The organism is Enterovibrio litoreus, assembly GCF_045679545.1.
Lineage (GTDB): Bacteria > Pseudomonadota > Gammaproteobacteria > Enterobacterales > Vibrionaceae > Enterovibrio.
In genome coordinates this window covers 2,348,857-2,366,312 of the sequence record NZ_CP166194.1, presented here as the reverse complement: position 1 = coordinate 2,366,312, position 17,456 = coordinate 2,348,857, and the positions used below count along the sequence as shown (strand labels likewise).

Annotated in this window: 18 protein-coding genes and 1 other annotated feature; of the genes, 4 read left to right on the top strand and 14 right to left on the bottom strand. The window is 49.8% G+C overall.

Annotated elements, in window-relative coordinates; translation table 11 throughout:
- Positions 1-19 precede the first annotated feature (19 nt).
- The 4 genes from AB8599_RS10350 to AB8599_RS10335 are packed head-to-tail and all read left to right on the top strand — an operon-like array spanning position 20 to position 4,781.
- A complete protein-coding gene (locus AB8599_RS10350) occupies positions 20-229 on the top strand; it encodes a twin-arginine translocation signal domain-containing protein (RefSeq protein ID WP_017004255.1) in 210 nt (69 codons plus the stop codon).
- Positions 230-254: 25 nt separating this feature from the next.
- The gene (locus AB8599_RS10345; protein ID WP_407330821.1) at positions 255-3,110 is read left to right on the top strand and encodes a formate dehydrogenase subunit alpha; all 2,856 of its coding nucleotides are present in this window, start codon (positions 255-257) and stop codon (positions 3,108-3,110) included.
- Positions 3,111-3,125: 15 nt separating this feature from the next.
- Positions 3,126-3,731, top strand: a complete 606-nt coding sequence (fdh3B, locus tag AB8599_RS10340) for a formate dehydrogenase FDH3 subunit beta (RefSeq protein WP_016961129.1) — start codon at positions 3,126-3,128, stop codon at positions 3,729-3,731.
- A 48-nt stretch (positions 3,732-3,779) separates the two neighbouring features.
- Positions 3,780-4,781, top strand: coding sequence for a formate dehydrogenase subunit gamma (locus tag AB8599_RS10335; protein ID WP_407330820.1), 1,002 nt, complete (start codon positions 3,780-3,782; stop codon positions 4,779-4,781).
- A 61-nt stretch (positions 4,782-4,842) separates the two neighbouring features.
- Here AB8599_RS10335 and pseI read toward each other — a convergent pair whose 3' ends face one another.
- The 14 genes from pseI to AB8599_RS10265 form a co-directional block, all read right to left on the bottom strand.
- Entirely contained in the window at positions 4,843-5,898 is a 1,056-nt protein-coding gene (gene pseI, locus AB8599_RS10330) for a pseudaminic acid synthase (RefSeq protein ID WP_407330819.1), read from the bottom strand.
- On the bottom strand, positions 5,895-6,476 hold the full coding sequence (gene pseH, locus AB8599_RS10325) for a UDP-4-amino-4,6-dideoxy-N-acetyl-beta-L-altrosamine N-acetyltransferase (protein ID WP_407330818.1): 582 nt from the start codon (positions 6,474-6,476) through the stop codon (positions 5,895-5,897). The genes pseI and pseH overlap by 4 nt, the downstream gene beginning before the upstream one ends.
- Positions 6,473-7,486 carry a UDP-2,4-diacetamido-2,4,6-trideoxy-beta-L-altropyranose hydrolase gene (gene pseG / locus AB8599_RS10320; protein ID WP_407330817.1) on the bottom strand — a complete coding sequence of 338 codons (1,014 nt, stop codon included), beginning with the start codon at positions 7,484-7,486 and terminating at the stop codon, positions 6,473-6,475. The genes pseH and pseG overlap by 4 nt, the downstream gene beginning before the upstream one ends.
- Before the next feature lie 50 nt (positions 7,487-7,536).
- The gene (pseF, locus tag AB8599_RS10315) at positions 7,537-8,238 is read right to left on the bottom strand and encodes a pseudaminic acid cytidylyltransferase (protein WP_407330816.1); all 702 of its coding nucleotides are present in this window, start codon (positions 8,236-8,238) and stop codon (positions 7,537-7,539) included.
- Between the two features lie 8 nt (positions 8,239-8,246).
- Positions 8,247-9,401 (bottom strand): UDP-4-amino-4,6-dideoxy-N-acetyl-beta-L-altrosamine transaminase, encoded by a 1,155-nt coding sequence (gene pseC, locus AB8599_RS10310; protein ID WP_407330815.1) that lies wholly within the window; start codon positions 9,399-9,401, stop codon positions 8,247-8,249.
- Positions 9,402-9,637: 236 nt separating this feature from the next.
- Positions 9,638-10,276, bottom strand: a complete 639-nt coding sequence (hisIE, locus tag AB8599_RS10305) for a bifunctional phosphoribosyl-AMP cyclohydrolase/phosphoribosyl-ATP diphosphatase HisIE (RefSeq protein ID WP_407330814.1) — start codon at positions 10,274-10,276, stop codon at positions 9,638-9,640.
- Positions 10,273-11,046 (bottom strand): imidazole glycerol phosphate synthase subunit HisF, encoded by a 774-nt coding sequence (gene hisF, locus AB8599_RS10300; RefSeq protein WP_407330813.1) that lies wholly within the window; start codon positions 11,044-11,046, stop codon positions 10,273-10,275. The genes hisIE and hisF overlap by 4 nt, the downstream gene beginning before the upstream one ends.
- Positions 11,028-11,765: a 1-(5-phosphoribosyl)-5-[(5-phosphoribosylamino)methylideneamino]imidazole-4-carboxamide isomerase gene (gene hisA, locus AB8599_RS10295; RefSeq protein ID WP_407330812.1), complete on the bottom strand. Its 738-nt coding sequence runs from the start codon at positions 11,763-11,765 to the stop codon at positions 11,028-11,030. The genes hisF and hisA overlap by 19 nt, the downstream gene beginning before the upstream one ends.
- 2 nt (positions 11,766-11,767) lie before the next feature.
- On the bottom strand, positions 11,768-12,370 hold the full coding sequence (gene hisH / locus AB8599_RS10290) for an imidazole glycerol phosphate synthase subunit HisH (RefSeq protein WP_407330811.1): 603 nt from the start codon (positions 12,368-12,370) through the stop codon (positions 11,768-11,770).
- A gap of 11 nt (positions 12,371-12,381) precedes the next feature.
- Positions 12,382-13,449, bottom strand: coding sequence for a bifunctional histidinol-phosphatase/imidazoleglycerol-phosphate dehydratase HisB (gene hisB, locus AB8599_RS10285; RefSeq protein WP_407330810.1), 1,068 nt, complete (start codon positions 13,447-13,449; stop codon positions 12,382-12,384).
- 25 nt (positions 13,450-13,474) lie between these two features.
- Positions 13,475-14,515: a histidinol-phosphate transaminase gene (gene hisC, locus AB8599_RS10280; protein ID WP_407333211.1), complete on the bottom strand. Its 1,041-nt coding sequence runs from the start codon at positions 14,513-14,515 to the stop codon at positions 13,475-13,477.
- A 20-nt stretch (positions 14,516-14,535) separates the two neighbouring features.
- Entirely contained in the window at positions 14,536-15,831 is a 1,296-nt protein-coding gene (hisD, locus tag AB8599_RS10275) for a histidinol dehydrogenase (protein WP_407330809.1), read from the bottom strand.
- Between the two features lie 3 nt (positions 15,832-15,834).
- Complete coding sequence (gene hisG / locus AB8599_RS10270) at positions 15,835-16,731, bottom strand: ATP phosphoribosyltransferase (protein ID WP_407330808.1); 897 nt, start codon at positions 16,729-16,731, stop codon at positions 15,835-15,837.
- 74 nt (positions 16,732-16,805) lie between these two features.
- Positions 16,806-16,942 (bottom strand) — a sequence feature (His leader region).
- Between the two features lie 282 nt (positions 16,943-17,224).
- On the bottom strand, positions 17,225-17,413 hold the full coding sequence (locus AB8599_RS10265; RefSeq protein ID WP_407330807.1) for a hypothetical protein: 189 nt from the start codon (positions 17,411-17,413) through the stop codon (positions 17,225-17,227).
- Between the last annotated feature and the right edge of the window lie 43 nt (positions 17,414-17,456).

Below are 17,456 nucleotides of genomic sequence, written 5' to 3'. Positions count from 1 at the left end.
AAAGAACAAGGAGCAAGTAATGTCTGAAAACAAAAAAGATACCGATATGCAAAACCCAAATCGGCGCCAGTTTTTGACAGGCCTCGGAGTGGCAGCTGCAGCAGGGGCTGTCGCGACGGTTGCAACAGGAAGCGTTCAGGCTGAAACCGTGGTGAAAACGCCAGAGGACAAAAAAGCGTCGGGCTATCGCGAAACGCAGCACATTCGTGATTACTACGATTCCCTATAACCCAGCGTGAAGATGGAGTTTAACAATGAAACTAACGAAACGCTCTGATTCGGTCAGCAAGGACGAAAAACAGCTGGGTGTGTCTCGCCGTACGTTCATGCGAAATACCTCACTTGCAACAGCTGGGGGCATCGCGGCGGCAGGTATGTTTGCACCTGGCATGATGAAAAAAGCGGCGGCGAAAGACGCCGATCCCAATAAGCCTGTTGAACAAAAGCGCACTATTTGTTCACACTGCTCAGTGGGCTGCGGCGTGTATGCGGAAGTGCAAGACGGTGTATGGACAGGTCAAGAGCCTGCTTTCGATCACCCGTTCAACCTTGGCGGACATTGCGCCAAAGGTGCGGCTCTGCGTGAGCACGGTCATGGTGAACGTCGCCTGAAATATCCGATGAAGCTGGTTGACGGCAAATGGCAGAAAATTAGCTGGGACACCGCGCTGAATGAAATTGGCGATCAGGTGCTTGAGATCCGTGAACAATCGGGCCCCGATGCGGTTTACTTCCTTGGCTCGGCCAAACACAGCAATGAACAAGCGTATCTGTTCCGCAAAATGGCATCGCTTTGGGGTACCAACAACGTTGACCACCAAGCACGTATCTGTCACTCCACCACGGTAGCGGGCGTCGCCAATACGTGGGGTTATGGGGCCATGACCAACTCTTTTAACGACATGCATAACTGTAAGTCGATCCTTTTTGTTGGCTCGAACCCTGCTGAAGCTCACCCCGTTGCTATGCAGCACATCTTGATCGCCAAAGAGAAAAACGGTTGTAAGATTGTGGTTGCCGATCCGCGTCGTACCCGTACCGCGGCGAAAGGAGACCACTTTGTTTCCTTGCGTCCTGGTACTGACATCGCCTTTATTTGGGGCTTGTTATGGCACATCTTCGATAACAACTGGGAAGATAAAGAATTCATCCATCAGCGTGTTTTCGGTTTGGAAGAAATTCGTGAAGAAGTCGCGAGATGGACACCAGAAGAAGTGGAGCGCGTATCTGGCGTTGGCCGCGATGACATGTACACCACGGCGAAAATATTGGCAGAAAACCGTCCTGGTTGTGTGGTTTGGTGTATGGGGGGAACCCAGCACACCACAGGCAACAACAACACCCGTGCTTACTGTGTGTTAGAGCTGGCACTAGGTAATATTGGTAAATCCGGTGGTGGCGCAAACATCTTCCGTGGTCATGATAACGTGCAAGGCGCAACAGATTTAGGCGTATTGTCACACACCCTACCGGGTTACTACGGCCTGTCTGACGGTGCGTGGAAACATTGGTCGAAAGTGTGGGAGGTTGATCAAAAGTGGATTCAAGACCGTTTTGATCCCGCCGAATACAACGGTTCAAAACCTATCAATAGCAACGGTATTCCGGTTTCTCGCTGGATCGATGGTGTTTTAGAAGACCAAGACAAGATCGCGCAGAAATCAAACATTCGCGCCATGTTCTACTGGGGCCATGCGGTGAACTCGCAAACTCGTGGGCCAGAAATGCGCAAAGCAATGGAAAAATTGGATTTGATGGTCATCGTTGACCCGTATCCGACCGTTGCTGCCGTCATGAACAACCGCAAAAATGGCGTGTACCTGCTACCGACCACAACGCAGTTTGAAACCTATGGTTCAGTCACGGCGTCAAACCGTTCGCTGCAGTGGCGTGACAAGGTGATTGAACCGCTATTCGATTCGAAACCCGATCACACCATCATGTATCTGCTATCGAAAAAACTGGGCTTTTCTGACCAGCTGTTCAAAAACATAGCGGTGAAAAATGACGAGCCTTTGGTTGAAGATATCACCCGCGAATTTAACCGCGGCATGTGGACCATCGGCTACACAGGCCAAAGCCCAGAGCGTATTAAAGAGCACCAGAAAAACTGGCACACCTTCAATACCACGACGCTCGAAGCGCAGGGCGGCCCTGTAAACGGTGAAACCTATGGTCTGCCTTGGCCGTGTTGGGGAACGCCAGAAATGAAGCACCCCGGCACCCACATTCTTTATGACACATCCAAAGAAGTTGCGCGTGGTGGCGGCAACTTCCGTGCGCGATTCGGGGTGGAGTTTGAAGGTCAAAGTCTGTTGGCTGTGGACAGCTATTCAAAAGGCTGTGAACTGGAAGATGGTTATCCCGAATTTACCGACAAGATGCTCAAGCAACTTGGCTGGTGGGATGATCTGACCGCAGAAGAAAAAGCGGCCGCAGAAGGCAAAAACTGGAAGACCGACCTGTCGGGCGGTATTCAGCGAGTTGCTATCCAGCACGGCTGTATTCCTTTTGGCAATGCTAAAGCGCGCGCGATTGTGTGGACATTCCCAGACCGTGTACCGCTTCACCGTGAACCGCTTTATACACCACGTCGTGACCTGCTCCCAGAGTACGCGACCTGGGATGACAAAGCCGATATCTACCGACTTCCAACCCTCTACAAGTCGATCCAAGACATTGATGCTGCCAAGGATTACCCCATCATTCTGACATCGGGGCGTTTGGTGGAATATGAAGGTGGCGGTGAAGAAACCCGCTCAAACCCATGGCTTGCTGTGTTGCAGCAAGAGATGTTTGTCGAAATCAACATTGTTGATGCCAATAACCTCGGCATTGTCGATGGACAAGATGTTTGGGTGGAAGGCGCAGACAAAGGCCGTGTGAAAGTGAAAGCCATGATCACACCGCGTGTGTACGCAGGGCTGGCATTTATGCCGTTCCACTTCGGCGGGGTCTTCCAAGGACAAAGCCTGCTTGATAGGTATCCTGAAGGTGCGGATCCGTACGTGATTGGTGAGTCTGCCAATACCGCGACAACTTATGGTTATGACCCGGTTACTGTGATGCAGGAAACTAAAGTCACCCTTTGTAAGATCATTCCAGCGTAGTAGGGAGCATACACGATGGCCGATATGAAATTTTTGTGTGATACCAAACGCTGCATTGAGTGCAATGGTTGTGTCACTGCGTGTAGTAACGCCAACTCAGAAGTGGTTACTTGGGGCATTCAACGCCGCCGAGTCGTCACATTAAACGACGGTGAAGCGGGGGAGAATTCTATCTCCGTGGCTTGTATGCATTGTGCCGATGCGCCGTGCATGGCCGTTTGCCCAGCAGATTGCTTCTATCGTACCGAAGACGGCATTGTGCTGCACAATAAGGAAACCTGCATAGGGTGTGGTTACTGCCTGTTTGCGTGTCCGTTTGGTGCGCCGCAGTTTCCGAAAACGGCAGCGTTTGGCGAACGTGGCAAGATGGATAAATGTACCTTCTGTGCGGGCGGTCCTGAGCCTGATGGTTCTGCCAAAGAGCGTGAGCTTTATGGCGCGAACCGCATCGCCGAGGGCAAATTGCCACTTTGCGCTGAGATGTGTTCAACCAAAGCGCTGCTCGCGGGTGATGCAGAGAAAATCTCTGCGGTCTTCCGTCAACGCGTGGTAGAGCGCGGTGCCAAGGGCGCTGGCTGGACGAACGGTAATGATCTTGCCTATGACGCCACAAAAAGCTGATGAGCATGGAGAGCTGCTGGGTTCGTCCTAGCAGCATTAGGAGGAGATATGTTTAGAACATTGCTCACCATGCTGATGATGGTCGCCACGTTTTTTGTGTCGCCATCTTTTGCAGAACAGGCCGAGAAAGCCGATCCGCAAAGAGAAATGGTGCAATTGGCAGGGCCTGAGTATTGGCGTGAAGTGAAATCCGGCGAAAAGGGATTCACTGTCGCCACGGGCGCTGAAGCCGGTCAGCTAATTAATGTTGATGGGCAGCGATGGCGTGAGGTTCGTAATCAATGGATTAGCCCACTTGGACTTGCCTTTATGGGCGCATCTGCGGCAAGCCTACTGCTTTTCTATTTGTGGGCTGGTCGCATCAAACTCACCCATGAGCGCACGGGGAAAAAGGTGCACCGCTGGTCGCCATTTGAACGCGCGCTGCACTGGTTTACCGCGATAAACTTCCTCATATTGGGGCTCTCAGGCGTTGTGTTGCTGTATGGCAGACACTTTATTAAACCTGTTGCTCCTGAAGCCTTGTGGGGAAGCATTATCTACGCCGCGAAACTGTCTCATAACTACTTAGGGCCGTTGTTCGTTCTTGGCCTGCTTTGCATGTTGGTGAAGTGGTTTAAGAACAACATGATCAACAAGGTCGACATTGAGTGGTTCAAACAAGGTGGCGGTATTTTACCAAACGGTAAACACCCTGATGCTGGCTTTTGTAACGGTGGCGAAAAGATCTGGTTCTGGTTGTTAGCAACCGTGGGTGTGGTGGTGTGTATTACTGGTTTAGTGATGGATTTCCCGATCTTCGGTCAAACTCGTGCAGACATGCAGATCGCCAATGTTATCCACGGTATTGCATCTTTGGGCTTGCTGGCTGCGGCGTTTGGTCACATCTATATTGGTACTGCGGGTACAGAAGGTGCATTTGAAGGCATGGCGACAGGCTATGTTGATGAAGCATGGGCTAAACAACACCACAAACTGTGGTTGGAAGAAGTGCAAAATCAACCCGCACAAGAAGGCAAGCAGCCCTCGACGGATAAACAAAAAGCGTAGTAATTCAGCGTGCTGATTGATTGTAGAAAAAGCCAGCGAATCTTCGCTGGCTTTTTGTTGTTTATGACTGTGCGATCATGTCCCATTGAAGCGGGCTACCAAAAGCAATGTCTACACGTGCCGTCTTTCCTATCACATCGTCATAATGCTTTGGTGCTAAGCCAAACCCGGGCCTGACGCTGCGAACGTTCTGCGCAGTAAATTTTTCACCTGCTTTGATATCGTCACTGATATACAAAGACCGACGAAATTGAACATTGGCTTTTTCTGCGTCTTTGAGTTGATAACCTGCCTGGCCGAGTGCTTGCCATGCGATGTCTGTGTCACGGCATAGCGCCTCAAGCTCATGAGGCTCGAGCGAAAAGGTGGAATCTGGCCCTGGATCGTTGCGATTTAGCGTGACGTGCTTTTCAATCACAGACGCGCCAAGCGCCACTGCTGCAATGGACACGGTAGTGCCGAGGGTATGATCAGACAGGCCGCCAATGGTGTGAAAACGCGAAGACAAATCGGAAATTGTGCGCAGATGACTTTGTGATGCCGGCGCCGGATAAGCACTGATGCAATGAAGCAAAACCAGCTCGTTACAACCGTTGTCTCGCGCCGTCGCAACCGCTTCTGCGATTTCGTCGTTGTTAGCCATGCCGGTAGAAATGATCATCGGCTTGCCTGTTTGAGCAACGTAACGGATCAGAGGCAAATCAATCGCTTCAAATGAGGCAATTTTATACGCGGGTGCGTTGAGATCTTCGAGTAAATCAACGGCAGAAAAATCAAATGGGGTACTGAAAATCGTGATACCCACATCGTGCGCTTTATCAAACAACGGTTTGTGCCAATCAAAGGGCGTATGAGCCTCTTGGTATAGGTCATAGAGTGTTCGACCATCCCATAAGCCGCCCTTAATTTGAAACTCTGCAGAATCACAATTCAGGGTGATGGTATCGGCGGTATAGCTCTGCATTTTGACGGCGTCAGCACCTGCGCGTTTGGCCATCTCGATGGTCTGAAAAGCACGTTCTAGGGAACCATTGTGATTCGCCGACATTTCTGCGATGACGTAGGGCTTATGCTCTGGGCCAATCTTGCGACCATCAATGATAATCAATTTCGTCATGATGCTGCTCTACCTTGAAGCGGTTGGATTTGTTGACGAATGCAGGATTCTCTATGCTGCCAATGTTTTTTTGTCAGTTGGAAGTTGATGTAGGGTACGGCATCAGTCAGTGATACTGAATGTGAAGCCTGTTGGCCTACTTGCACAAAGCCAAGCTTTCGATGCAAATGCAAAACATTGTCGTTGATTGTCAAAACACGGCTCGTCACTGTTTGCAGCTGGAGTGCATTGAACGCGATATTCAGTGCTGCATGTAACATCCTTAGTCCCACGCCAGCCGGCGCAGCAGGGGCTTTGTAAAAACCCCATTCGGCCGTATGGTGCTGTCGGTTAATATTCGTAAACGACACCATGGCGTAGTCGTGTTGATCAATCTGAGCGATATAGAAACAGCTGCGACTGTCGGATTTTACTTGCTGAAACCAGCGCCTGTGTTCATCAGGATTGATTTCGTGTGTGGTGAACATTTTCTCGCGAACGGCGGGAGCATTGCGCCATTCTCTTACCATATCTAAATCCGCTTCTGTCATTGGGCGCAGTGTTGTTTTGGGATTGTCGCAGGGCGTCATTTCGCTCATTGGCCATTCTCCATTGCACGAACGACACGTTCTGCGCCTAGCCCGTCAATGTCTGATTCAGGTAAACGCAGCGGCAGAGCATCCCAGTGTTCGGCGAGCCAAGCAAGCTCTTGTGCATAGCGAGAAGCGGTTGTGGTTTCGCTCAAGCCGAGATAACGATACTGTCCAGATTTGGCAAGGTGCTCTGCCATGTCACGCTGATTTTCAGCAACTGACACTAAGGTGCTGGGTAAGCGTAAACAGGTACGTTCGATCGCGCTAACACCCGCAGCCCCAAATGCATAGCGCGAGCAAGCCAGTTCGGTTTCGAAGTCAGGAAGGCTTTCAATTAATTCGATAAACTTAGGCACGCTTTCCGTCAACAGCACTTCTTTTCTCGGATTTGCCATGCCATAGATAATGACAACATTAAAGGGCAGCGTAGAAAATTGCTGACAGGCGTGAAGCAGTTTGAGCGTTTCACCTGTTGGGTCTGTGCCACTGAAGAAGGCCACAATTTGGTTTTTTATTGCGCTCAGGTCGTGATCTCGAAGCGCTGAAAATGAGTCGCGCAACAACGCAAAGCGAGGGCCGAGCAGTTGTTGGCATCCAGTGGGCACCCATGAGTGGTAGCGATTTTCAACGTTAGGCCAAGGATTGTGATCAAGCAAGATATCGCAGTTATGGTTACGATTGGCGAGATCATCAATGGCGAGCACCTTGGCACCGGATGTTTTCATCAGCGATTGCCATTTTTCATCAATCGCATAATGATCAAAAACAACCCAGTCGAGGGTAATGCCCTCCAACATCGCGAGACACTGATGCGCGTCTTCTTGCTGCGTTACGCCTAACCAGTGCGCGTAGTCGCCAGTATCCGGCAAAAAGGTTTCTTCAATGGCAGGTAGGGGAAGCATATGGATGCTTTGTTGGCGGCAATACTCAAGAAAATTCCCTGTTAATTCTCGGCTGAGCATGCGCACATGGTGTCCGTGGTCGATGAGCTTTTTGGCAAGAACGAGGCAACGCATTACGTGTCCTGTGCCTATTTGACTCGACGCGTCCACGCGAATGACGACGTTCACAACTCGCCTCGTTTTGAGAGAATTTCATACAGCATTTCAGCACGTAGCCAGTCATCGGGTTCATCGATATCTTGCACGCGAAAATGGGGAATTTGTACCGATTTTGAATGGGGTGCAAAGATTGGCAAACCCGATACAAAAGCGGTGGGCGTACCCCAGTAGAACATGCCTGCATCATGATAAGCAGGCTCTAAATCTTGGGAGCGCGTGGAGAAGTGCTCAGGCCAGAACATTTCGACATTACCTTCTTCGGTCATGCGGATGCTGCGCTGAATTGGAAACGAAAAACGCGTGCTGGCGAAGGTGTATTGAGTGCCCGCGCTTTGCAGTAATGCAAGGCCTTCTTCGAGATCTGAAGTGCGTGTAAATGGCACGGTGGCATACAGGCAACAGACCGCCTCGATAAGGTTTTGGTCATGATCATGCAACCATTCGATGGCGTGCTTAATCACATCCAGCGTAGTGGCGTGATCGTTGGCGATGTCTGATGGACGAATAAAGGGAACATCTGCGCCATATTCTGTGGCAACGGCAGCGATTTCTTCGCTGTCGGTGGACACGATAATGCGATCAAATAGACCTGACTGCTTCGCCACGTTGATGGCATACGCGATGATAGGCTGACCAATGAAGGGTTTAAGGTTCTTACCCGGAATGCGCTTGCTGCCGCCTCGGGCAGGGATAATACAGACTTTCATTGTGTCCTTTAATTGGCGTTAAGCGCCTCAGTAAGTGCTGCCACAACCTGATCTTGTTCGTCTTCTGTCATGTCAAAAAACAGCGGCAGACTTAGCGCAGCGTGGTAATAATTTTCAGCAACAGGGAATCGGCCCCAATCGAAACCAAGTTCCCGATAATAGGGCTGTGTGTGCACAGGAATATAGTGAACATGCACGCCAATCCCTTTTGCCCGCAGCGTATCGAAGACGTGGCGGCGGCAATCCGGTTCCGCTAACTGAATGACATACAAATGCCATGCCGATTCGCACGACTCGAGTAGTGTCGGCGTAGCCAGTGGTAGGTTCTCGAGTAAGCAGTTGTAGCGATGTGCAAGTGCATTTCGGCGTTTGACAAACTCATCGAGACGAGTCAATTGAGATACGCCTAGAGCCGCTTGAAGATCTGTCATGCGGAAGTTGTAACCCAGACTTTGCTGTTCGTAATACCAAGCGCCTTGCCCAGCATCGACAAGCTCGGCGGGGTCTCGAGTCACGCCATGACTGCGCAGGCTTTCTAATGCTTTGGCAAGTGCTGGGTCATTGGTAAGCGCCATGCCACCTTCGGCGGTGGTGATGATTTTGACGGGATGGAAACTAAATACCGTGATGTCGCTGTAACGACAACTACCAATATAGCCCCCCTGATAGCGCCCACCAATGGCATGGGAAGCATCTTCAATCACCTTGAAACCGTACTGCTTTGATAAGCGATGGATCGCTTCCATATCGCAGCTTTGGCCGCACATGTGTACGGCAACCAAGATGTGCGGCAAGGTGTTTTCTTGTTCCGCTAGCGCAAGTTTTTCTGCCAGCTTTTCAGGGCAAAGGTTATAGGAGACAGGGTCGATATCGACAAAGTCGACCTCTGCGCCACAGTAAAGCCCACAGTTCGCCGAGGCAACAAAGGTATTTGGCGATGTCCAAAGGCGCTGACCAGCGCTTAAGCCTAACGCTAAACAGGCAAGGTGAAGGCTGGAGGTCGCGCTGTTGGCGGCAATAGCAAATTCAGCACCAACCATGACTTTTACCGCATTCTCAAATTCTAGAACTCTAGGCCCTTGAGTCACAAACTCAGATTGTAATGCTGCAATCACTGACTCTATGTCAGCTTGATTGATAGATTGTCGACTATAGCTATGCATCTGTTCTCGATCTTTTACGCAAAACACATCCGGATAACCAGCAAGTTTGATGCCGAATTTTCGACTAGGGCAGAAATTACTGAAAGGTGAACTTTGCAAGTGAGTTAATATTTCAAAACGTATTTTATCTTAGTGTGGCTATGCAATTGATGGAAAAATGCCTACAGCGTGATTAGGTGTCGAAAAAAAAGGCAACTTCTCATGAAGTTGCCTCATCGTGCCGACGTTATCAGGGATTATGATGACTTATGGCGCTCTTTCAGTTTGTTCGCCACATCTTGCAAGCAGAAATCTTGATCTTGCAGCAATACCATCAGGTGGTACATCAGGTCGGCGGATTCGTTGATCAATTCCTCCTTATCGCCCGACGTCGCTGCAAGCGCGACTTCGACGCCTTCTTCGCCCACTTTCTGCGAAATACGTTTGGTACCCTTAGCGTAAAGGGACGCGGTGTAAGACGTAGAAGGATCGGATCCTCGACGGGATGCCAACACTTGCTCCAATTGATGAAGGAACACCAGAGCAGGCTTGTTTGCATCATCTTCGCCAAAGCAGCTTTCGGTGCCAAGGTGGCAGGTTGGGCCGATAGGATCGACTTGCACCAGCAAGGTGTCTTTGTCGCAATCCAAGTCAATGTGTTTAAGCTGCAGCACGTTACCGGAGGTTTCACCCTTGGTCCAAAGGCGCTCCTTGGTGCGAGACCAGAATGTGACTTGCTCGGTTTCGAGGGTTTTGGCTAGCGCATCTTGGTTCATGTAACCCAGCATCAGCACTTGTCCGCTTTTTGCATTTTGTACAACCGCAGGCACGAGACCGTTGATCTTTTCCCAATCAATACGTTCAGCCAGTGCGGCAGTTCCATCTGTCTGGCTCATAAGCGGATCTCCACGTCTTGTTGTTTTAAGTATTGTTTTAGCTCACCAATGTTGATGATTTGCTTGTGGAATACGGAGGCTGCCAGTGCGCCATCAACGTTAGTTTTGTTGAATGCTTCGGCAAAGTGCACCATTTCACCAGCACCACCCGATGCAATCAAAGGCACGTGGCACACTTCGCGCACCATGTTGAGCTGCTCAAGATCGTAACCATTGCGCACGCCATCTTGGTTCATCATGTTTAACACGATTTCACCTGCGCCGCGCTTTTGCACTTCCTGCACCCAATCGCGGGTTTCCCACTTGGTGGCCTTGGTACGTGCTTCGTCGCCAGTGAATTGGTAAACCTGGTATTTACCCGTGTCTTTGTCGTAGTAAGAATCAATGCCGACAACAATGCACTGCACGCCGAACTTTTCGGCAAGCTCAGTGATAAGTTCTGGGTTCGCTAGGGCAGGGGAATTGATGGAAATCTTGTCTGCACCAAATTCCAGTATGCGCTGTGCATCTTCGGCGGTTTTGATGCCACCAGCCACGCAGAAAGGAATATCAATCACTTCGGCAACACGTGCGACCCAGCTTTTGTCTACGACGCGACCATCGCTTGATGCGGTAATATCGTAAAACACCAATTCGTCAGCGCCTTCAGCCGCATAGCGTGCAGCAAGTGGGACGATGTCACCAATGATTTCGTGGTTACGAAACTGAACGCCTTTGACAACTTGACCATCACGAACGTCTAGGCAGGGAATTATTCTTCTTGCCAACATGCGAATGCCTCCTCTGCGGTGAATTTGCCGTCTAGCAGGGCGCGACCCACGATAACACCCGCAACGCCAGTGCCTTTAAGCGCGTCTATGTCTGCCAGAGAACCAATGCCACCTGAAGATTGAAATTGAACCTGCGGGTAAGCCGCGCAAAGATCTTTGTAGAGCTCAACGTTGGAACCAGCCAATGTGCCGTCACGGGAAATGTCGGTACACAAAACATGCTTTAATCCCACTGTGAGGAAATCTTCCAGCAGTGCTTCAATAGTTACGCCGGAATCTTCTTGCCAGCCTGATACCGCGACCATGCGATTGCCGTTTTCATCGATATTGATGTCCAGTGCCAGCACAATGTGTTCGGCGCCGTATTTCGTCATCCAGCCTTTTACAATTTCAGGTTGCCTTACGGCTGTTGAACCAATGACCACACGCTTAGCACCAGCACGCAGCAGTTCGACAACGTCGCTTTCTTTGCGTACGCCACCGCCAATTTGAATATTCGCGGGGGTGCTTTCAATCAAGGATTCGATAATAGAAAGCTGACGCGCTGTGGTGTCTTTTGCACCGGTCAAATCGACCAAATGTAGCCAGTTTGCGCCTGCATTGTGGTACAGCGCGAATTGCTCACGAGGGTCAACTTTGTATTCGGTGACTTGGCCGTAATCGCCTTGATAAAGACGGACGACTTGTCCATCAATCAAATCTAAAGCAGGAATTATCATCCTTATAACTCCAAAAAGTTTTTGATCAGCTGCGCCCCAACTTTGCTCGAACGCTCTGGGTGGAACTGAACGCCGTAATAGTTGCCGTTTTGTACTGCAGCGCTAAACGGCTTGTCGTAGTCACATTGGCCAATGGTGTAATCGCCCACTGGCATGGCGTAGCTATGTACGAAATAGAAGTAGCTGTTCTCAGGAATATCTTTGAACAGGGGGTGGTTATTTACGGGAGTGACCGTATTCCAACCCATGTGAGGAAGCGGCAAATTACCGGTTTCCATCAGTGTGGTGTCAGCGTCAACATGGCCAAGGCAGTTAACGATTGCTTTGCCTTCTTGTGATGACTTGCCCAAAAGCTGCATGCCCAAACAAATGCCAAGTAATGGCTGTTTGACGTCGCGAACGAGCGAGATCAAGTCGCGTTCTTCAAGGTTTTTCATCGCTTCTGTTGCTGTACCGACACCGGGCAATAATAATTTGTCAGCGGCGAGAACCACAGCAGGGTCACGACTAATCGTCACGTCGTAACCTAAGCGCTCTATGGCAAAACGCACAGAGCTGACGTTGGCGCATCCGGTATCAATAATGACAATCTTTGCGTCGCTCATACTATCTCTCCTTAGAGTACGCCTTTGCTGCTTGGCAGCTCGTTGCCTTCAACGCGGATTGCTTGGCGCAATGTGCGGCCATAAGCCTTAAACAGGCTTTCAACGATGTGGTGCGTGTTATCACCGTTGGAAGACAGGTGAAGCGTACAAGCCATGGTATCTGTCAGTGAGCGGAAGAAGTGTTCGACCATTTCTGTTGATAGATCGCCAACTTTGTCTTGCGAGAATGTTGCTTCAAATTTCAGGTACGGGCGACCCGACAAATCTAACGCGCATTGTGCAAGGCATTCGTCCATTGGCAGGCTAAAGCCAAAACGGCCGATGCCGCGTTTGTTGCCAAGGGCTTCTTTTAGTGCTTGCCCCAGCGCTAGCGCGGTATCTTCCACCGTGTGGTGGTCGTCGATGTGCAAGTCACCTTCTACTGCAACTTCCATGCGGAAACCACCGTGTGTGGCGATTTGATCTAGCATGTGATCAAAAAAGCCAAGGCCTGTGCTGATACTGTTACCGCCGCTTTCGTCCAAGTTCACTGTGATGCGAATATCGGTTTCTTTGGTGGTACGAACCACGGAAGCAACGCGCGGGGAGGTGGTCAAATCTTTGAGGATTTGTTTCCAGTTCATGGTTTCTGGGTGGTATTGAATACCACGGATCGCCATGTTCTCAGCCAATTGCAGATCGGTTTGACGATCGCCAATCACGGCAGACGTCTTGAAATCCACACGGCCTTGCTGAAGGTAGTCTTTCACCAAGCCCAGCTTGGGTTTGCGGCAGCTACATCCTTCGTGGTCGAAGTGCGGACAAATCAAAACGTCAGCAAACTTCACGCCTTGAGATTCGAAAATCTCCATCATCATATTATGTGGCGCATCGAAATCAGCTTGTGGGTAACTGTCGGTACCCAAACCGTCTTGGTTGGTGACCATCACCAGCTTGTAACCGGCATCCTGAAGCGAAAGCAGAGCAGGAATGACATCAGGCTCTAACTTGAGTTTGTCGAGGCGGTCGACTTGAAAATCAACAGGTGGCTCGACAATCAGTGTGCCATCTCGGTCAATAAAGAGGATTTTTTCTTTCACTACAAATTCCTTTTCGTTTCGCTCTTTATGCCAGTTGCTGGCGGATAAAGGTCAGGGTTTTTTCACATTCTTCACGGTTGCCGATGCTGATACGAATGCAGCCTTCAATCGGAGAGCGACGAAGAATAATGCCGTTGTCCCAAAGGGCGGTAAACAGCAGTTCCGCGTCATCGAATTTCACCAGCAGGTAGTTAGCATAGCCATCAAACACCTGAACACCCGGTAACATGGAAAGACCGGCTTGAAGATAAGCGCGGTTAGCACTGAGATCCAACACTTGGTATTTCATGCGTGCAAGGCCTGCTTCAGACAGTGCCTGACAAGCAATTTCTGTCACGGGTACTGGCACCGGATAAGGCGCGATGACTTTTTGCATCAACTGAATAACTTGCGGATTCGCGATGGTAAAACCACAGCGTAAGCCAGCGAGCGCAAAGGCTTTTGACAGGGTGCGTAAAATCGCAAGGTTTGGATAGCGAACCAGCAGATCAACGGTTGACGCTTCAGGGCAAAAATCAATATAGGCTTCGTCCATCACAACCAACGCACGACCTGCTGTCATTTCTAGTAGCGCTTCAATGTCGTTGCGATCAACCAAGTTGCCTGTTGGGTTGTTTGGGCTACAAACGAAAACCAGTTTGACGTTATCAAGGTTGTTTTCAATCTCTGCCAGATCGAGCTGCCATTCGTTAGTCAGGGGAACGACTTTTCGCTCAACACCCGCGGTTTCCGCACTGATGGCATACATGCCATAGGTTGGCGGGCAGAAAAGAATACTGTCTTCGCCGGCTTCACAGAAAGTGCGAACCAATAGTTCAATACTTTCATCGGCACCGCGGGAGGTGAGCACTTGCTCTGGGCGCACACCTGCGTAGTCTGCATAGGCACGGATAAGTTCATCAGGCTGACATTCGCTGTAGCGATTAAGGCCAGCACCGTTGATGGTGTACTCATTGTTAAACGGTGATTCATTGGCATTGAGCCAAACATCACCTTGGCCACCTAAGCGGCGGGCAGACATGTAAGGGGTCAACGCCTGAACATCCTTACGAGCTAATTTTTCAATATCCATCACTCACCCCAAAATTATTGCAATTTATTAAGCTTGTTGACGCGAATCGTGACCGCATTGCGGTGCGCATCTAAACCTTCAGCGTTGGCCATGGCGACCACGGTAGGTGCAAGTGCCTGCAGACCATCGGCCGATAACTCTTGAACCGTCATCCGCTTGCTGAAATCAGCCAAACCGAGACTTGAATAGGTACGCGTATAGCCATAGGTTGGCAGCACGTGGTTGGTGCCAGAGGCATAATCGCCAACAGATTCTGGCGACCAAGCGCCCAAGAAAATTGAACCTGCGTTATCGAGCAACGGAAGAAGTTCACGCGGGTTTTTGGTCTGAACAATCAAGTGCTCAGGGCCGTAATTGTTCGAGATGGCAATACACTGCGTCAGGCTATCAGCGATGATGATGATACTCGAACCCAAGGCTTGGCTGGCGATGTCAGCACGGCTAAGCACCTTAAGTTGTTTCTGCACGGCATCCGCCACTTTTTCTGCCATGACAGGAGAAGGTGTCAGCAATACCACTTGTGAGTCCGGGCCATGCTCCGCTTGGCTCAGCAGATCTGCGGCAACGAAATCGGCATCGGCGTCTTCGTCGGCAATCACTAACACTTCAGAAGGGCCAGCAGGCATATCAATGGCCGCGCCTTGGTGATCGTTGCTCACCTGACGTTTGGCTTCGGTAACAAAGGCATTGCCTGGGCCAAAAATCTTATCCACCTTGCTAACCGTTTCTGAACCATACGCCATGGCAGCAACTGCTTGCGCGCCACCAAGGTTGTAGATTTCATCAATGCCACACAGTTTCGCGACGTATAGGATCTCATCCGCGATAGGTGGTGGCGAACAAAGCACCACTTTACGACACCCTGCGATTTGCGACGGTACGCCAAGCATCAACACGGTTGACGGTAGCGGTGCGCTGCCGCCTGGAATATATAACCCAACACGATTGATAGGACGAGTAACCAATTCACAGACCACGCCGGGCATGGTTTCGACAGTCAGTGGCTGCGCTTTTTGAGCTTGATGGAAACAGGCAATGTTGTCATAGGCTTGCTTGAGCGCCACTTTAATCTCATCACCTAACCGAGTCTCAGCGGCATCGATTTCTTCCTGCTGAACACGAATGTTTTCAGGAACCACTTTATCGAACTTCTCGGTCAGCGTTTTTAGTGCGGCGTCTCCGCCTTGACGGACATCGCTGATCACGCGTTGAACGGCTTCAGTAATTGACGCACTGTCTGAAATAGCAGGGCGTTCTAATGAACTTTCCTTCTGCTGGTCACTGAGCGATTTCCAAACCACTGTTTTCATGGCTTACTCCATCATCTTCTCAATTGGCAGCACCAGAATAGAGCTTGCGCCTAGTGCTTTCAGTTTTTCCATGGTTTCCCAGAACAGATTTTCAGTGCTTACCAGATGAACAGCAACGCGTTGTTTGTCATGTGCCAACGGCAAAATCGTTGGGTCTTCTGCACCTGGCAGCAGCTCAACAATTTTCTCCAGTGTTTCACTAGGTGCATGCAGCATGATGTATTTGGATTCTTTGGCTTGGATAACGCCGTTAATACGGGTAAGAAGACGTTCGATAAGCTCGGATTTGTCGCTAGCAAACTCGCCTGTGCGCTGAATCAGCACGGCTTTGGAACGGAAAATAACCTCGACTTCTTTTAGGCCATTGGCTTCAAGGGTCGCACCCGTAGAAACGAGATCGCAAATCGCGTCGGCAAGACCTGCGCGAGGCGCAACTTCTACTGAGCCATTGAGCATACAAGTGCTGAATTTCACATCTTTCTGATCGAGGTAGGCTTTGAGAATGTTGGGGTAGGTGGTCGCAATACGTTGACCCGCTAGATCTTGTGGGCCTTTATAATCTTGATCTTTTTCGACCGCAACCGATAAGCGGCAACCACCAAAATCCAAGCGACGAAGTTTGTTGTACTCACTTGGCTCGCCCATTTTGACGCGCTCTAAACGCACTTCTTCCAGTTCATTTTCACCAATAACACCCAAATCAACCACACCATCCATGATAAGGCCTGGGATATCATCATCGCGCACCAGCAATAGGTCGATGGGCATGTTTTCTGCGTGAGCGACTAAACGATCACCAGAGACGTTGATTTTCACACCGCAGCGCTTTAGCAGTTCAAAACACTCTTTGGCGAGACGGCCTTTTTTCTGTATTGCGATTCTTAGACGTTCTGTTTGCATGATCTAATCCCTGTATCTTTGGTTTCAGCGCTTCCTTCTAGAAGACGCTGGCACAATTTTTAATCCTAAAATGTAAAAAACCCCCGGAAGGTTCGCTTCCGGGGGTCTGAATCTTGTATTCACTATAATGACCGTTGGAAGAACCTAAATCCCTGTCTTCCAGTCGAAACCAATCTACCCGAAAGACTACTCAGGATGATGATGGTGGTGAATGGTCATTAGTGTTTTTTGCATTTTTGTCTTCTCTCAATATGTAAACGAGTAAACGTTTGCTTGGGCTCAACACTAACAAACTCATTAAATATTGCAACAAGTAATTTGTGTGTTTAACGATTTAGCGACTAAGAGAAAGCGCAATGGCTTAAAAGGGTAAGAGCGTGGGTGTATAAAGGCAGATTTCGCTAAGGTTTTATGACACTTTTCTTTTGTTTACTTTGCGACGGAACAGGGGGTAGAGAATGAAAGTCCAACAATAAGGCAAAGGTTAGTTCGATCAGACATAAACATCTAACAACCCGTCGTTTTTCTTGTCTTTCGATGCGGGTTCTTGCTCGATGTGAGCGTCAGCATGATCTTCTTCTTCGTCAGCAAGCTTTTGCTTTTGTTGTTCTGTCTTATTCTGCTTCGAGACGTTATTCACTTTTTGTGGTGAATAGTCTGAGAAGTTGGGGAACCAAGCCATCATATGTCCTCATGAGTTGCTCCCCCTACATATCGACCAAAAA

Bases quoted from the DNA above. Each gene is read 5' to 3' on its own strand.
- AB8599_RS10265 (WP_407330807.1), bottom strand. From the start codon at position 17,413: ATGGCTTGGTTCCCCAACTTCTCAGACTATTCACCACAAAAAGTGAAT.
- hisIE (WP_407330814.1), bottom strand. From the start codon at position 10,276: ATGAGCCAGACAGATGGAACTGCCGCACTGGCTGAACGTATTGATTGG.
- AB8599_RS10335 (WP_407330820.1), top strand. From the start codon at position 3,780: ATGTTTAGAACATTGCTCACCATGCTGATGATGGTCGCCACGTTTTTT.
- pseC (WP_407330815.1), bottom strand. From the start codon at position 9,401: ATGCATAGCTATAGTCGACAATCTATCAATCAAGCTGACATAGAGTCA.
- hisD (WP_407330809.1), bottom strand. From the start codon at position 15,831: ATGAAAACAGTGGTTTGGAAATCGCTCAGTGACCAGCAGAAGGAAAGT.
- pseF (WP_407330816.1), bottom strand. From the start codon at position 8,238: ATGAAAGTCTGTATTATCCCTGCCCGAGGCGGCAGCAAGCGCATTCCG.
- pseI (WP_407330819.1), bottom strand. From the start codon at position 5,898: ATGACGAAATTGATTATCATTGATGGTCGCAAGATTGGCCCAGAGCAT.
- hisA (WP_407330812.1), bottom strand. From the start codon at position 11,765: ATGATAATTCCTGCTTTAGATTTGATTGATGGACAAGTCGTCCGTCTT.
- hisG (WP_407330808.1), bottom strand. From the start codon at position 16,731: ATGCAAACAGAACGTCTAAGAATCGCAATACAGAAAAAAGGCCGTCTC.
- fdh3B (WP_016961129.1), top strand. From the start codon at position 3,126: ATGGCCGATATGAAATTTTTGTGTGATACCAAACGCTGCATTGAGTGC.
- hisH (WP_407330811.1), bottom strand. From the start codon at position 12,370: ATGAGCGACGCAAAGATTGTCATTATTGATACCGGATGCGCCAACGTC.
- AB8599_RS10345 (WP_407330821.1), top strand. From the start codon at position 255: ATGAAACTAACGAAACGCTCTGATTCGGTCAGCAAGGACGAAAAACAG.
- hisF (WP_407330813.1), bottom strand. From the start codon at position 11,046: ATGTTGGCAAGAAGAATAATTCCCTGCCTAGACGTTCGTGATGGTCAA.
- AB8599_RS10350 (WP_017004255.1), top strand. From the start codon at position 20: ATGTCTGAAAACAAAAAAGATACCGATATGCAAAACCCAAATCGGCGC.
- pseG (WP_407330817.1), bottom strand. From the start codon at position 7,486: ATGCGTTGCCTCGTTCTTGCCAAAAAGCTCATCGACCACGGACACCAT.
- pseH (WP_407330818.1), bottom strand. From the start codon at position 6,476: ATGAGCGAAATGACGCCCTGCGACAATCCCAAAACAACACTGCGCCCA.